The 13,517-nt window shown below is 63.8% G+C and carries 16 protein-coding genes; 7 read left to right on the top strand and 9 right to left on the bottom strand.

The window, feature by feature from the left end; genetic code table 11:
* Nucleotides 1-3: 3 nt before the first annotated feature.
* Complete coding sequence (locus tag LVJ94_32310) at nt 4-549, top strand: HutD family protein (GenBank protein ID WXB01591.1); 546 nt, start codon at nt 4-6, stop codon at nt 547-549.
* Nucleotides 550-556: 7 nt separating this feature from the next.
* Nucleotides 557-1,087, top strand: a complete 531-nt coding sequence (locus tag LVJ94_32305) for a GNAT family N-acetyltransferase (GenBank protein WXB01590.1) — start codon at nt 557-559, stop codon at nt 1,085-1,087.
* On the opposite strand, the gene LVJ94_32300 is transcribed toward LVJ94_32305, so the two are convergent.
* Together LVJ94_32300 and LVJ94_32295 are read right to left on the bottom strand one after the other, a co-directional pair.
* On the bottom strand, nt 1,084-1,782 hold the full coding sequence (locus LVJ94_32300; GenBank protein ID WXB01589.1) for a hypothetical protein: 699 nt from the start codon (nt 1,780-1,782) through the stop codon (nt 1,084-1,086). The genes LVJ94_32305 and LVJ94_32300 overlap by 4 nt on opposite strands.
* The gene (locus LVJ94_32295) at nt 1,779-2,258 is read right to left on the bottom strand and encodes a hypothetical protein (GenBank protein ID WXB01588.1); all 480 of its coding nucleotides are present in this window, start codon (nt 2,256-2,258) and stop codon (nt 1,779-1,781) included. Before LVJ94_32295 ends, LVJ94_32300 begins: the two co-directional genes overlap by 4 nt.
* A 53-nt stretch (nt 2,259-2,311) precedes the next feature.
* Here LVJ94_32295 and LVJ94_32290 point away from each other — a divergent pair, with 53 nt between their 5' ends.
* From LVJ94_32290 to LVJ94_32280, 3 genes are all read left to right on the top strand, one after another.
* On the top strand, nt 2,312-2,818 hold the full coding sequence (locus LVJ94_32290) for an LEA type 2 family protein (GenBank protein ID WXB01587.1): 507 nt from the start codon (nt 2,312-2,314) through the stop codon (nt 2,816-2,818).
* Between the two features lie 274 nt (nt 2,819-3,092).
* Nucleotides 3,093-3,479: a hypothetical protein gene (locus LVJ94_32285; protein WXB01586.1), complete on the top strand. Its 387-nt coding sequence runs from the start codon at nt 3,093-3,095 to the stop codon at nt 3,477-3,479.
* Between the two features lie 63 nt (nt 3,480-3,542).
* Complete coding sequence (locus LVJ94_32280) at nt 3,543-4,688, top strand: epoxide hydrolase (protein ID WXB01585.1); 1,146 nt, start codon at nt 3,543-3,545, stop codon at nt 4,686-4,688.
* Here LVJ94_32280 and LVJ94_32275 read toward each other — a convergent pair.
* The 4 genes from LVJ94_32275 to LVJ94_32260 all read right to left on the bottom strand — a co-directional run bounded on the left by LVJ94_32275 (nt 4,680) and on the right by LVJ94_32260 (nt 8,663).
* A complete protein-coding gene (locus LVJ94_32275; GenBank protein ID WXB01584.1) occupies nt 4,680-5,849 on the bottom strand; it encodes a lactonase family protein in 1,170 nt (389 codons plus the stop codon). The genes LVJ94_32280 and LVJ94_32275 overlap by 9 nt on opposite strands.
* Nucleotides 5,850-5,882: 33 nt before the next feature.
* Nucleotides 5,883-7,229 carry a hypothetical protein gene (locus LVJ94_32270; GenBank protein WXB01583.1) on the bottom strand — a complete coding sequence of 449 codons (1,347 nt, stop codon included), beginning with the start codon at nt 7,227-7,229 and terminating at the stop codon, nt 5,883-5,885.
* 197 nt (nt 7,230-7,426) lie between these two features.
* Nucleotides 7,427-8,020, bottom strand: coding sequence for a hypothetical protein (locus LVJ94_32265; GenBank protein ID WXB01582.1), 594 nt, complete (start codon nt 8,018-8,020; stop codon nt 7,427-7,429).
* Nucleotides 8,021-8,087: 67 nt separating this feature from the next.
* A complete protein-coding gene (locus LVJ94_32260) occupies nt 8,088-8,663 on the bottom strand; it encodes a hypothetical protein (GenBank protein WXB01581.1) in 576 nt (191 codons plus the stop codon).
* Between the two features lie 363 nt (nt 8,664-9,026).
* Between LVJ94_32260 and LVJ94_32255 the strand changes: the two genes are divergently transcribed.
* Together LVJ94_32255 and LVJ94_32250 are read left to right on the top strand one after the other, a co-directional pair.
* On the top strand, nt 9,027-9,866 hold the full coding sequence (locus tag LVJ94_32255) for an RNA polymerase sigma factor (GenBank protein ID WXB01580.1): 840 nt from the start codon (nt 9,027-9,029) through the stop codon (nt 9,864-9,866).
* The gene (locus tag LVJ94_32250; protein WXB01579.1) at nt 9,863-10,750 is read left to right on the top strand and encodes a haloalkane dehalogenase; all 888 of its coding nucleotides are present in this window, start codon (nt 9,863-9,865) and stop codon (nt 10,748-10,750) included. The genes LVJ94_32255 and LVJ94_32250 overlap by 4 nt, the downstream gene beginning before the upstream one ends.
* On the opposite strand, the gene LVJ94_32245 is transcribed toward LVJ94_32250, so the two are convergent.
* From LVJ94_32245 to LVJ94_32235, 3 genes are read right to left on the bottom strand one after another with little or no spacing between them, the layout of a single operon-like run.
* Entirely contained in the window at nt 10,733-11,821 is a 1,089-nt protein-coding gene (locus LVJ94_32245; GenBank protein WXB01578.1) for an XdhC family protein, read from the bottom strand. The genes LVJ94_32250 and LVJ94_32245 overlap by 18 nt on opposite strands.
* A complete protein-coding gene (locus tag LVJ94_32240) occupies nt 11,818-13,017 on the bottom strand; it encodes a hypothetical protein (GenBank protein ID WXB01577.1) in 1,200 nt (399 codons plus the stop codon). Before LVJ94_32240 ends, LVJ94_32245 begins: the two co-directional genes overlap by 4 nt.
* Entirely contained in the window at nt 13,002-13,250 is a 249-nt protein-coding gene (locus LVJ94_32235; protein ID WXB01576.1) for a hypothetical protein, read from the bottom strand. The genes LVJ94_32240 and LVJ94_32235 overlap by 16 nt, the downstream gene beginning before the upstream one ends.
* Between the last annotated feature and the right edge of the window lie 267 nt (nt 13,251-13,517).

Below are 13,517 nucleotides of genomic sequence, written 5' to 3'. Positions count from 1 at the left end.
ACCATGTTGCTATCGAGAGCTCGAGATCGCGTGTCGGTGCCGTGGAAGAATGGGCGAGGGAGCACCGTCGATGTGGCCATTGGTCCGCCGGGGGCGTCGCTGACGGATTTCGATTGGCGCGTCAGCCTCGCCGGGATTCGTGGCGATGTGCCGTTTTCGCTCTTTCCCGGAATGGATCGCATTCTGACCGTCGTCGAAGGCCCGGGAATGACGTTGACGGCCACGTCGGGCGAGATGCTGCAGGCACATGCCGATAGGCCCATTTCCTTTCCAGGGGAGACCGCATTCGTTTGCCAGCTTCACCAAGGCCCGGTGACGGCGTTCAATGTCATGACGCGCCGGGGCTCTCCCGCGGGTTCCGTGGAGATCGTCTCCCTGCCCACCACCGTCGTTCATCGCGGCGCCGTCACCCTGGTCGTGGCCTTGCGCGATTCCATGACCGCGGCGGAGTATTCCCTGGCGGCGTGGGACGCGGTCCAGCTCGCCCCTGAGGATGGCGACGTGGAGCTCACGGGCGTAGGCGTTGCCGCCATCGTGCGGATAGGATGAGCCATCCATGCCCACGAACGTCATCGTCCCCACCATCGACACGGAACGCTTGCACCTGCGCGGTTATCGACTCGATGACTTCGAGGAATACGCCACCATGCTGTCCGATCCTCGATTCTTGCAGCATGTGGCCAGCCAGCCCATCTCACGCGAGGACGTGTGGGCCCGCATTCTGCGCTACATCGGACACTGGGCGGTATTCGGATATGGCGTTTGGGCCATCGAGGAAAAGGCCACTGGCCAATACGCGGGCGAGGTCGGCTTTTCCAATCTGGAGCGTGACATCTCACCGCCCTTCGGCGATGCCCCCGAAGCCGGCTGGGGGCTCGCGCCGCGGTTGCATGGCCAAGGCTTCGCCAAAGAGGCTACCGCGGGCATCCATCGATGGTTCGACGCGGAATTCGGCCCGAAGCGCACCGTCTGCATGATCCGCCCGGACAACACCGCCTCGATGCGCATCGCCGAAAAATGCGGCTACCACGAATTGCACCGCGTCCCATACCGGGGCGCCCCCATGGTCGTCCTCGCGCGGAACTAGCTTCGGCGCTTGCGTGGCTTTTCGAAGATGCCCGACGGCTCGCGCAGATCTTCGGCGGCGAGAAGGGACGCATCCGCGAGCAGCAGGGCCTGTCGGCACGGAAGCTCCAACCGTTGCGCCACGGTGGTGAGCTCGCCCGTGAGCGCCTGCGCCTCTTCGTCGGAGAGGGCGGGGGACGCAAAAACGGTGCGCCACACCCCGAAGGCGCGGTGAAGGTCGGCCAGCGCCGGCCCTGCGGGCAGGTACGTTTCGTCCGCGAACATGCGGGTCAAATAGCTCGACCCCAGCCGCCGTTCGAACTCGAGCACGAACGCCTCGAAGGCATCGCGCGATGCTTTCCGCAGCGGCAGCAGCTTCAGGTTCATGTAAAGTACATCCAATACCGGAGAACGCGCCCCTGCGGCCTTGCGGATGGCCGCGTCCAGGCGATCGACGGCATCGAGTGCGTCGTCTTGCAGCGCGCGCCCGCGTTCGCCCCGGAGCACCTCGAGCTCGGGCAGGCGCAGCACGCGCGTGAGCAGATCGCCCAGGTCGCCCCGCGCGGTTGCGATACGCCGCCGCGCATTCTCGAGCCACGCCGTCTCGTCTTTCAGATCGGCGCGCTTCGAGAGCTTGGCCGCGGCGGCGGCCAAGCGCTGCTCGAGTTGTTCCGAGTGAACGATGAGGTCGAAAGCTTCGAGGGCGGCCATCGTCATTTGGTGGGCTTTTTCCCGTCGTCGTCCATGTACGCGGAGATCGTATCCAAAAGATCGCGCTGCATGCCCTCGAACATCTGGCCGATCTCGAACGACGTGGGCATGGCCGGCGAGACGACCGGGACCCAGATGCCTTGGCTCTCCACCTCGGCGACGACGGCGTCGTACGTGCGCCCCTCGGGTTCGACGCTATCGGGAAAGAAGAGCAGCCCGCGCGGATCGGCGTGCACCTCGGGCAGCGCGATGCCGAATTGCCCGAGCCATTCGAGCGCGGCGTCTTCGTCCGAGGCGAAGGCTTCGTACGGTTGGAAGGTGAAGACCAAAAAGGAGCCGTCGTCGAGGGCCTCGGCGTACAGCCCCTCGCTCTCCTCGTCCTCGTCCTCGCTGTCGTCCTCGTCGAGGTCGAGGAACGGCCTCAGCTTCTCGATGGACTTCGGGCGGAAGATCGCAACGGCGTCGATTTCGGCTTCGGGCATGCTTGGACAGTACTTGCTCGCGTCCGCGAGGAAAAGGGCTACGCTGCCAGGCGATGCGTCCGTTCGCCGCCGTGGTCGTCGCCGCCGTTGCCCTGCAGTCCCTCGCGTGCAGCAAGCCTCAGCCTCCCGAGATCACGGTGAAGGACGCCAAGGTGACCGAGGTCAACGCGGGCGGGCTCACCGTGGCCGTCAATGCGGAGCTGTACAACCCGAACAAGTTTCCCATGACGCTCCAGAGCGTCACCGGGAACGTGAAGCTCGAGGGCAAGTACGATCTCGGCCAGGTCACGGTGTCGACACCCGTGAGCCTGCCCGCGGGTGCGCGCACGCCGGCCACCGTGCCGCTGGTCATGAAATGGCAGAACGCGGGCTCCATGGCTGCCCTCGTCACGGGCGGCGAGACGATTCCCTTCACGGTCGCCGGCACGGCCGCCGTCGGTGGTGAGAAGCTCTCCGTCGATGTGCCGTTCCAAGTCCAAGGCTCGGTGACCCGCGCGCAGATCGGCCAAGCTGTGATGCGTTCGTTCCCAGGCTTCCCGCCCGTCGTTCCAAGCAAGTAGTAAGCAAGCCGCGGCCCAACGAAGTAGCGGTCCCATCGGCCGACGAATCCTCTTTGCGCGAATCATCCCCGAAGAGGGAAGGAGCGACATCGATTCTTCGTACGACGTTTTCTTCGAAATGACGTAAATCGCGTCATGTGTATCAAATCGTATTTTCGTCTTCGAACGAGTTGAAATTAAAAGTCGAAGATGGCAATTGGTGGCCATTCACGAATACGTGGAATGCCAAGTATCTTCGCTTGGATTTTTACAACGAATAGGACAGACGGACATCATGAAAATCAAATACGCAATTCCCGCCCTCGCCATGCTCTCGTTCGCCACCATGATCGGTGCGAGCGCGTCGGCACAAGAGGCCGAGGAAATCGACGCCGCCGCCGCCGGCAAAGCGCACGTCACCGTGGGCACCAAGCAGTATGACTTCACGGCGAGCGTGTGCGACTTCACCGGCCGTGGCCCGCAGCTCAAGGCCACGCTGCGCGATGGCACCAAGCTCACCGTGAGCGGCCCGAGCAACTTCCTCTCCATCGAGGGTCGCTCGGTGAACCTCGACGGCTGGATCGAAGACTCGTCCGGCGACGCCCGCGCGTTCGAACTGAGTGGTACCGAAGAGGGCGGGAGCCACCGCCACTTCACGATCTCCGCGACCTGCGCGCGCTGATCCGACGAACGGGCCCCCGCGCACTTGCCGTGTCCCCTCGACCGGCCCTACCCCCTTCGAACCTTGCAAACGAGGATTCGAGAATTCCGTATTGCCGTTTCGCAGGCCGAGCTCGACGACCTTCGCGAGCGCCTCGCGCGCTCGCGTTGGCCCGCCGAGATCTCCGGAGCACTCGGCTGGAGTCGCGGGGTGCCCGTCCCCTATTTGAAGCGCATCGCCGAATATTGGCTTCGCACCTACGATTGGCGCACGTGGGAAGCGAAGCTCAACGCATTTCCTCAATTCGTCACCACCATCGACGGGCAGGACATTCACTTTCTGCACGTGCGCTCGCCCGAACCGGGGGCCATTCCGTTGGTGCTCACGCACGGCTGGCCTGGCTCGGTCGTCGAGTTCATGAACGTCCTGGGCCCGCTCACCGATCCGCGTGCGCACGGCGCCGATCCGGGCGACGCCTTTCACGTGATCGCGCCATCCGTCCCGGGTTTCGGCTTTTCCATGCCGCTTCAGGGCCCCGGGTGGAACCATCGCCGCATCGCCCGCGCGTGGGCAGAGTTGATGGCGCGGCTCGGGTACGCGCGGTATGGCGCGCAAGGCGGCGACACCGGCTCGGTGGTCTCCCCGGAATTGGGCCGGATCGACCCTGAGCACGTCCTCGGCGTGCACATCAACGGCGGATTGAGCTTTCCTTCGGGCGAGCCCTCGGACTTCGAAGATCTCACCCCCAGCGAGCGGGCGCGCTTGCTCGATGCGGAAAAGCTGCGAAACGACGGAACGGGTTACGCGGATATCCAATCGACACGACCGCAAACCCTTGCCTACGCGCTCACCGATTCGCCCCTCGGGCAGCTCGCCTGGATCCTCGAGAAATTCCAGGCATGGACCGATCCCGCCCAGGATTTGCCCGAGGACGCCGTCGATTTGGATCAGCTTCTCACCAACGTCACGCTGTATTGGCTCACCGGCACGGGCGCATCCTCCGCGCACCTCTATTACGAAAACCGGGTCGCGAAAGATCCCCCGCTCCGCTCCGAGGTGCCCACGGGCATCGCGGTCTTTCCGAGCGATCCCGCCATACGGCGCATCGCCGAACGAGAGCACCGCATCGTGCATTGGTCCGAGTTCTCGCGCGGTGGCCACTTTGCTGCCATGGAAGCGCCGGATCTCCTGATTGGCGACATTCGCGCGTTCTTCCGCGCGCTACGGTAAGGACAGCGCGCCGACCCACCAGGCGTCGCCTCCGGCCTGCGGGTACGTGCGCACGTAGGTCAGCTTTCCGTCGGACCCGATGCGAAAGACGGAAAGATTCGGCTCCGCGCCGTTCGGCCCTTTGGTCTGATTGGCCACGATGAGAACATGCCCGCTCGGGTCGAGGGTCATCGTGCGCGGCGAGATGCCGTGCGCGTCCATGCTCTGAACGAGCTTGGGCTCTCCCGTCGCCGCGTCGATGGCGAAAACCGCGACGCTGTTCTCACCGCCGTCGCCCGGCGAGGTATCCCGATTCGACACGTAAACCCATTGGCCGCTGGGGTGCACATGGATGGCGCCCGCGCCTTGCCCTGGGGAACCGCCGCCCGGGCTCGCGAGGGTCGTCGTATCGAATCGCTGTGTGAGCACCCCGTCGCGGTGCTCGTACGTGATCAACCGATTGCCATTCTCCATGGCGACGTAAACCCACGGCTTGGTCGGATGAAAATCCAAATGCCGCGGGCCCAGCCCGCTTGGATAATCGAGCACGCTGCGCTTTTGCAGCACACCGTCGTGAAAATCGAAAATGGCCATATGCCCGAGGCTCGTCTCGTTTCCGCGCACGGGAACGAAGGCCCATCGGTTCGACGGGTCGACCCGAACCTGGTGGGCCAAGAAGCCCAGGTGTTGCCGCTCCTCCGGCTGCTGCACCGGCGCGCCCAGACTGCCGTCGGCGTTCAGCCGCAGCACCGAGGCGCTCTCGGCGAAATTGTGCGCCATCAGCAAATAGTGCCCCGTTCGATCGACGGAAACGTGGACCGCCCGCGCGAGCGGCGAGGCATACGTCGGACCCAGCGAGGCCAGCGTCCCCGTCTTCCCGTCGATCGTGAACGCATGGATCGCATTGACGACAGGCCGATCCTTCGGCGGCGGGATCTCGCTGCACGACACATAAAGGTACTTTCTGCTCGGATGCACGGCGACGTAGTGAACGTCGTTCTCCAACTCCGGCAAGGTTTGCTTCAGGGTGAGCTCCGCGCGTGCGGCATCCAGCGCGTACACGCGCAAAAGCTTCCCCGAGCTGGCGTAGACCACCGTCGGCTTGGTGGCGGAGGCGCCGGAGCACGCGACAACGCCCATCGAGGCCAATAGCAGGCCGAACTGCAACGCAGGGTGGAGCATCCCATGCTGTTTAGAACGACTTCTTCTCCGTCGCTATGGTTTGGCGATCATGAGCATGCCCAGGCACATCTCGTTTTCGGTTCCCCAACCGGGTGATACGGGCTCGCGTTTTCCCGACGTGTCGAAGACACACGTGAGCTTGGCGATGGTGTCGGCCGTGAGCTTGGGCCGTGTTTTGTACCAGTAGAATCGCTGCCAGTGGAAGTTCCACTGGTCGATGTGCGCAATGCACTCGTCCTTGCCGGTGCCACCTGCCTGGTGCAGCGTCAGCTCGAACTTGCGCCCCAATTCGTGCATGTGCGGCATGATGCCGAGAATTTCCACCGCCGGCTGATCGTCGGTGAAATCCAAGTCCGAGCGCGCGAGTTCTCTCGAGTACGGGTGCTCGCGTTTGCCCGGCGGCAGGGTGTCGGGGCCTTGCGGTCGGAAGAGGCTGTCCAACAAGGGATCGGGCGACCGAAAGAGCACCTCACGATCGACGTGGTCCTGGTAGCGCAAACGGAGGTTCGTCGAATCGGGCGGGGGTGACTGTCCGCTCGCCGGCAGGTTGTAATGGATTTGAAGCACGAGAAGATCGTCCGGCCGAACCGGCGCTCCGAATCCATCGGGGTAGTCGACGACATTCTGGCCGGGCACCCAGACCGCGGGGCTGGATTCGAACCGCACGCCGTCGCCCGCCGCACCGAAACAGGGCCATCCATCGCGATCGGTGCCCGCATCGTCCAGTGCTTGCACGACTTGGCCATTCGTCTTGCCTGCCACGTACGACGCGCCGTTCGGGTCGACGACGTAGAGCGCTGCATGGTGGACGATGGCCGGGTTGCCCGGGATCGCGTGGTAGCCGGTGATGTAGCGCGTGCCCGTGCCGCCGGGGCGGAAGCCGAAGCAGCGGTACTCGTCGCGGCTGGCCAGGGGATTGGCCGGATCGGCCCGGGGCACGAAGTTCGGTGTGCGGTATTCGGTGGCATGGTCGAGGACGGGCGCGGGGGTGCGCGGGATCTCGACGGGCGTGCCCTCGTTCTTGTCGCTGCTTGCCCAGCGGTGAAGGGTCGCCAACTCGGCAGGCGTCAAAGCCTCGTCGCGCTCGATGTCGCCGCAACTTCCGTCGTGGGTCATCAAAAAGGGCGGCATGTGCCCGGCCTGCGTGGCCCCATCGATGCCGGCCGCCCGCGCTTTCACGGCGTCGTACGTGTCCAATGCAAAGGGGGCAATGCCGCCCTGCTGATGGCACCCGACGCATTTGGCATTCACGATGGGCGCGACATTCTGCCAATACGTGAGCGGCTCTTCGTTGGAATCGGAGTTCGAGGACGACGAGCAAGCCGCGGTGGCCATCATCGCGGACAAAATCGTCCCCATGACGTATCGATGGGTCATCATGACGCGTCCCTTCCCTAAGTTAGGCGGTCGTTTCAATCCTAAGATTTAAACGATCGTTTGACTCGGGTCAAGGCGCGGCGTAAGAATAGGATTAACCGCCAAGACGCCAAGGCCGCCAAGAGAAACGGGATTCTAGGATCCTCGAAACCTTGGCGTACTCGGCGTCTTGGCGGTTCAAATACGTCGTGGCGTCGCGATTACTGCTGAACGTCCACCACGAGGCGCGGCGGATTCTTCAATTCGAGAACGCGGAAGTTCTTCTTCGCGGAAACGCCGATGACGTACGACGTCTCGGCCTCGAAGCCGGGGCAGGACATCTTGAGGTGTTTCACCGAAGCGAGGTTCGGCTTGAAGTCCACGATGGTGGCCGGGGAGTACGTCGGCTTCTGCGTCTCGTCGTCGTAGGATTGGGCCGGCATCATCTGCACTTCGATGAAGGCATTGCCCTGGACCTCGAGTTCGCCCTCGCCCGCGCAGATCTGCGGAGTGGCCACGTAACGAACGCGGTAACCGGGAACGCCGTCGTTGGAGAAGTGGAATACGCTGCGATCGAAGCCGGTGTTCTTGGCAACCTTCAACGTCTTGAAATCCGTCGAGCCGATGTCGTCATGACGAATATTCACTTCCGCCGTGCTCCACTCGGGGCGCAGCTCGCTGGAGGTCTCCGCGACTTCCTCCGAACCGTTCACGCCTTCGGCCGCGCAACCTGCTGCGAACACGCCGACGACCGAGAGGATGACTGCGCCGCAGAACTGGTGCTTCAAGGACAGTTTCATAGAAATGAGATCCATGTCGTTTTGCCTCTCTCCCCGAGGGAGAGGGGTGGTTTTGATTTGAAAGGAGAAGGGATGATTGGATTTACTGCTGAACGTCCACCACGATGCGCGGCGGATTCTTCAATTCGGTAACGCGGAAGTTCTTCTTCGCGGAAACGCCGATGATGTACGACGTCTCGGCCTCGATGCCCGGGCAGGACATCTTGAGCTGCTTCACCGAGGCGAGATTCGGCTTCACGTCCACGATCGACGCCGGCGAGTAGGTCGGCTTCTGCGTCTCGTAGTCGTAGGCGTTCGCCTGCTGCATCTGTACTTGAATGTAGGCCGTGCCGGAGACGGTGATGGGATCGCCCGAAGCGCACTGCGACGGGTTGGTCACGTAACGGACGTCGTAACCCGGAATGCCGGTGTCGAATTGGAATACGCTGCGATCGAAACCGTTGTTCTTCGCGACCTTGAGGGTCTTGTAATCGGGCGCGGGGATGTCATGAGTGACCGTTACCGGTGTCGTGCTCCACTCGGCGCGCAGTTCGCTGGACGTTTCCGTCACGTTCTCTTCGCCGCCGTTCACGCCCTCGGCTGCGCAACCCGCAGCCAACACGCCAACGATCGAGAGGATGATTGCGCCGCACGTCTGGTGCTTCAACGACAGTTTCATAGAGTCAAGCTCCGTATTTCTTATTTGTGATGACCGAGGGTCTCGCTGCAGTGGGCAGCATCCCCTGGTACGAATCTCTTCGATTTTCCTTCCGCGAAATCTCGAAATCATTTTCGAGTTCGAATCGCGAATTGGATAGCCCGTGAGATAGTCCAAATATCGCCTCGGGCAATGAGAAAAATCGAGATTTCGTAATGCGAATTACGTCACGCAGTTACGCATGATCGAGTGATTCCCACGGTGAGATCCGACGCATCACAGTCGCACGAGCGATCGCATTTCCCCGGCGTGTAGACCGCTCGGTCGATCCGAAGGGTCCGATTTTCGGTCACAGCTTCTCGTTCGCGGCAGTCCAATACGGCGATGACCACGAGCGATACGTTTTCCGGGATTACGAGCGAGCTCATCGCCCTGGCCGTCGACGGCGATCGGCACGCCATCGAGAAGATCGTTCGCACGCTGCAGAAGCCGATTCACGGCGTGGCGCTGCGGATGCTCCTGCATCGGGTGGACGCGGAAGATGCCACCCAGGAGGCCCTCATCCGTATCATCACCCGCCTCGCGCAGTACCGTGGCGAGGCGAAATTTTCGACGTGGGCGTGGCGCATCGCCGTGCGGCGCATTCTCGACTTTCGCGAGGAGCGTGCCGCGGCCGCGCAGCGTTCCTTCGATGCGTTCGCCAACGATCTGGCCGAGGGCCGCGACGATCAGGCGGTCCCGCGCCCCGAGGACGAGCTGCTGCACCGGCAGCTCAAGGTCGCCTGCAGCCGCGCGATGCTCCAATGCCTCGACGGCGATCACCGCATCGCCTTCATCCTGGGCGAAATCCTCGGCTTTTCCTCGGACGAGGCCGCCGAGGTCCTGGAAATCGAGGCCGCGGCGTTCCGCAAGCGCCTCAGTCGGGCCCGCACCGCGCTCGTCGAATTCCTCTCGCGCACCTGCGGCGTGTTCGAGCCGAAGGCCCCGTGCGCGTGCCACCGCCGCATCGACCGGGCCATCAACCTCGGCCGGGTGAAGCGCAACGATCTGGAGGTCCGCGAGGAGGACGGGAATGTACCCGCCCTGCAGGCGCACCTTTCGACGCTGTCCGAAATGCACAGACTTACGGCCTATTACCGGAGCGATCCCGATCCGAAGAGCAAACGCGATTTCGTCGTGACGCTTCGAACGATGATTCACCAATACAAGGAGCCTCCCTCATGACCCATGAATCGATTTCGTCCGACTTTCCCTTTCAACATCGTTCTATCGACGTGCACGGCTCGCGCATGGCCTACGTCGACGAAGGGCAGGGGGATCCCATTCTGTTTCTCCACGGGAATCCCACGTCGTCGTATCTCTGGCGCAACATCATTCCGCACGTACGTGGCTTGGGCCGCGCCATCGCGCCCGATCTCATCGGCATGGGCCGCTCGGACAAGCCGGACATCGGCTACCGCTTCGCCGACCACGCACGCTACCTCGACGGGTTCATCTCGGCCTTGGGGCTCGAGCGCATCACCCTGGTGATCCACGATTGGGGCTCGGCGCTCGGTTTCGACTGGGCCATGCGCCACGAATCGCGCGTCCGCGGTATCGCCTTCATGGAGCCCATTTTGGCGCCGATCCCGAGCTGGGAACGATTCCCCGACGCCGTGCGCGATGTCTTTCAAAAGCTGCGCACGCCGGGCGTGGGCGAGGCCATGGTGCTCGACGAGAACTTCTTCATCGAGCACCTTCTTCCCGGCGCCATCGTTCGCAAACTCACCGACACGGAAATGGACCATTACCGTGCACCGTTTCCCGATCGCGCCTCGCGCAAACCCACTCTGGTTTGGCCGCGGCAGATCCCCGTCGCCGGCGAGCCCGCCGACGTCGTGGACATCGTGAGCCGCTCGCGCGACGCACTTTGCCGCTCTAAGTTGCCCAAGCTGCTTTTCACCGGGGAGCCCGGGGGGCTCATGCAGGCGCCGCTCGTGGCCTGGTGCAAGGACAACCTACCCAACTTGGAGGTGGTGCCCGTCGGCCAGGGGATCCATTACCTGCAAGAGGACAATCCACACCTGATTGGCAAGACCCTGGCCGAGTGGCTACGTCGCATTCCTTGATTGGCACTCGGACAAAGGCCGGGCCGAGCGCTGGGACATCACGGATTGAATCTCGGCGATCATGGCCAGCGCAATGTCTGCCGGCCCATGCGCTCCAAGATCGAGTCCGACGGGGGCACGCACGCGCTGGAGCTGGGCGGGGGACACGCTCACCCCAGCCCGGAGCACGTCCGAGAGCAGGCGATCGGTGCGCGTGCGCGGGCCGAGGATGCCGACGTAGGGTGCGGGCGACGGCAGAATCGATTTCAGGATCTCCAGGTCGGACTCGTAGTTGTGCGTCATGACCAACACCGCCGTGCGGCGTCCAATTCGGATGTCCGCGGGGGCTGCGACCACGAAGGCGTCTGCCCGTGCACAACGTTCGCGGGCTCCTTCGGACGCACGTCGGGCGACGACGGAGACATCCCAGCCGACGCATTTGGCCTGCTCGATGACCGGGACGACGTCGTAGTTGCTTCCGAAAACGACGAGTGGTCGCGGCGGTAGAACGACCTCCACGAAGACGTCGGCGGCATCCAGTGTAAGATACATGGAACGCTCCGATTCCAGCGCGGTGGCCGCCGCCCGCTCGATCTCGGCCTTCCACCGTTCATCGGCCATGTTGCAGGCCGTCCAGCCATGCGCATCGCGCAGCCACCGGTGACCCAAGCCCTCGTCACCACGAACGACCGTGGCCATCACCCCGGGCTCACCCGCCGCGAAGCAATGCTCGATGAAGCGCAGCGGATGCACGGGGTCGGTGGATAAAAGGTGCTCGAGCAACAACTCGAGCCGGCCGTCGCAACCCAGGCCGAAGCCCGCGCCCGCATCCTCCGCGTCGCCCATGGTGTCGTACTCGATGCGGCGGGCGCGCCCGCTCGATGTGTACCACCACGCTTTGCGAAGGAGGTCGTCTTCGAGGCATCCGCCGCTGATGCCGCCTGCCAGCCAGCGGCGTTGGCTCATGAGCATGCGCGCCCCCGGGCGCCGATAGCTCGAGCCTGCCGTGCGGATCAGTGTGGCGAGCAGCATCGGTTCGCCGCCGTCCTCGAGCGAGCGCCAGGTTCGAACGAGGTCCCGCGTTTCGTTCACAAGGCCACCTGCAGCCGCACGATGAGCACATTTTCGTCGGGGCGAACGGGGGCGTCGCCGGCACTTTCGAAGAACATGTGCCCAAATGAACTAAGTACCGCGATGCCGCTCACGGGATACCAATTGAAGCCGCCGCCATAGACCGTGGCCGTTCGCGATGCCGCGGCGGGATTGGCCGCGCCGGGTCGAAAGGCGTTCGCGCCGATCGCCAGCCGGCCCACGCCACCGACCAGCAAGAATGTTCCGAAGTGCCCGTTGGACGGATCGAACGGATGCTTCGGGACGATGTACGAAAGGGGCTCCGCGTCCTCGCCCGTCAGAACGGCGGATGCGACGACTCCATAGGCATCGTAGGAGATGGGGGCACCGCCGACATGATCGGCTGCATGCACCCAATCCGCATAGGCCGCAACCGGTCCCCAGGCCCATGTCAGATGCGGCACCACCCTCCACGAGCCACCGTCCGCGGCCGCACCGTCGTCGTACGCGAAAAAGGTCCTGCCACCGTACGTGCGCAAGACCGGCAGGTCCGGACTGGCCAATAGGCCGCTTCGATGCGCGTAGCTCGCACCCACGCCCATGCCCAGCTTGGCCAGTGGAGCAACGACGGATTCGGAAAAGGGGCGTGCGAAGATTCGGGCGGTCACGCCGTCGGTGAGCGCAACGTTGTACTTCAGAACGCCGGGGATGGCCTCTCCGTAGAGCTGAATACCCGTATTCCGGCTGGGCAGGAGCACGCTTGCGAGCGTGGTGCTCACGAACGGCAACCAAATGCCCGGGGTGAGGCGCTCTTCGCTGATGGGATAAAGGAATTTGCCAACCCGGAGCGTCATACGCTTCGCGAGATCCACCTCCGCCCACGCATCCAGCAGGGTCACGCGGCCTTGCGCAAAGTCCACGAACAGCTGCGCGCGAACGCCCCCCGCCATGACCGCGCTCATTTGCACCGCGGCAAAGTGCACGACGAACGAGCTCGATGCGTTCACCCCGGGCGGTCTGTCGATCAGAAAAGCCTGGAAGTCGGTTTGAAGCAGCCAACGCAGGTTCAGGCGATAGGCACCGTCGGCGGATTGGAGGCCGAACCCGGACGGCCCCGCCACGGCCACCGCTGTTCGATCATCGGCGGCCCCTGCGACGCCAGGCCTGAGGATCGCGACGAGCGCCGCGACGGAGCAGGCCCTCAGCGATCCCCGCACGGAGCGCCAGCTTCCTTCCACGCGCGCATCTTTGCCACGAAATCGCCGTACGCGAGCGGTGGCCGCTCGCGCCCCGAACCGGGTTCCCACGCCCACTTGACCAGCCCCGTATCCAGATGATCGATGACGTCCGGGAGCTGCCGATGCCCATTTCGCGCCGGATCTTTCAGCGATTCGCAAAGCTGCGACACCGTCAGCCCATGCCAGGACATTCGCATGTCGTCGGCGGGCATGTGCCAATCGTCGGCCCCGGGCGGGCTGTGGGGAAGTGGCGAATTGGTACTTTGATGACAGTTGGTGCAACGCATCGCCGGGGAGCCCCTTCCGTCCGCCGACCTTTTCACGTTCATGTCGTGGACGTGGTGGTCGTCGCCTTGCAGCGGCGCGTCGCCTTCCGCGTGGCAATGCAGGCAACGCGGATGCAACAAGACCGTGGATGCCGCGCGAAACGCCTCGAACCCGGTCGATGGGGACGCGTCAGCCGGCACGCTGTTCCCATG

It is taken from the genome of Sorangiineae bacterium MSr11367 (genome assembly GCA_037157805.1).
In the GTDB taxonomy this organism is placed as follows: domain Bacteria; phylum Myxococcota_A; class Polyangia; order Polyangiales; family Polyangiaceae; genus Pendulispora; species Pendulispora rubella.
Note: the sequence above shows the minus strand (reverse complement) of the source record. Positions and strands in the feature narration are given on the sequence as shown.

Coding starts and splice junctions, on each gene's coding strand:
- LVJ94_32310 (WXB01591.1), top strand. CDS start 4: ATGTTGCTATCGAGAGCTCGAGATCGCGTGTCGGTGCCGTGGAAGAAT.
- LVJ94_32305 (WXB01590.1), top strand. CDS start 557: ATGCCCACGAACGTCATCGTCCCCACCATCGACACGGAACGCTTGCAC.
- LVJ94_32300 (WXB01589.1), bottom strand. CDS start 1,782: ATGACGATGGCCGCCCTCGAAGCTTTCGACCTCATCGTTCACTCGGAA.
- LVJ94_32295 (WXB01588.1), bottom strand. CDS start 2,258: ATGCCCGAAGCCGAAATCGACGCCGTTGCGATCTTCCGCCCGAAGTCC.
- LVJ94_32290 (WXB01587.1), top strand. CDS start 2,312: ATGCGTCCGTTCGCCGCCGTGGTCGTCGCCGCCGTTGCCCTGCAGTCC.
- LVJ94_32285 (WXB01586.1), top strand. CDS start 3,093: ATGAAAATCAAATACGCAATTCCCGCCCTCGCCATGCTCTCGTTCGCC.
- LVJ94_32275 (WXB01584.1), bottom strand. CDS start 5,849: ATGCTCCACCCTGCGTTGCAGTTCGGCCTGCTATTGGCCTCGATGGGC.
- LVJ94_32270 (WXB01583.1), bottom strand. CDS start 7,229: ATGATGACCCATCGATACGTCATGGGGACGATTTTGTCCGCGATGATG.
- LVJ94_32265 (WXB01582.1), bottom strand. CDS start 8,020: ATGGATCTCATTTCTATGAAACTGTCCTTGAAGCACCAGTTCTGCGGC.
- LVJ94_32260 (WXB01581.1), bottom strand. CDS start 8,663: ATGAAACTGTCGTTGAAGCACCAGACGTGCGGCGCAATCATCCTCTCG.
- LVJ94_32255 (WXB01580.1), top strand. CDS start 9,027: ATGACCACGAGCGATACGTTTTCCGGGATTACGAGCGAGCTCATCGCC.
- LVJ94_32250 (WXB01579.1), top strand. CDS start 9,863: ATGACCCATGAATCGATTTCGTCCGACTTTCCCTTTCAACATCGTTCT.
- LVJ94_32235 (WXB01576.1), bottom strand. CDS start 13,250: ATGCCCGCCGACGACATGCGAATGTCCTGGCATGGGCTGACGGTGTCG.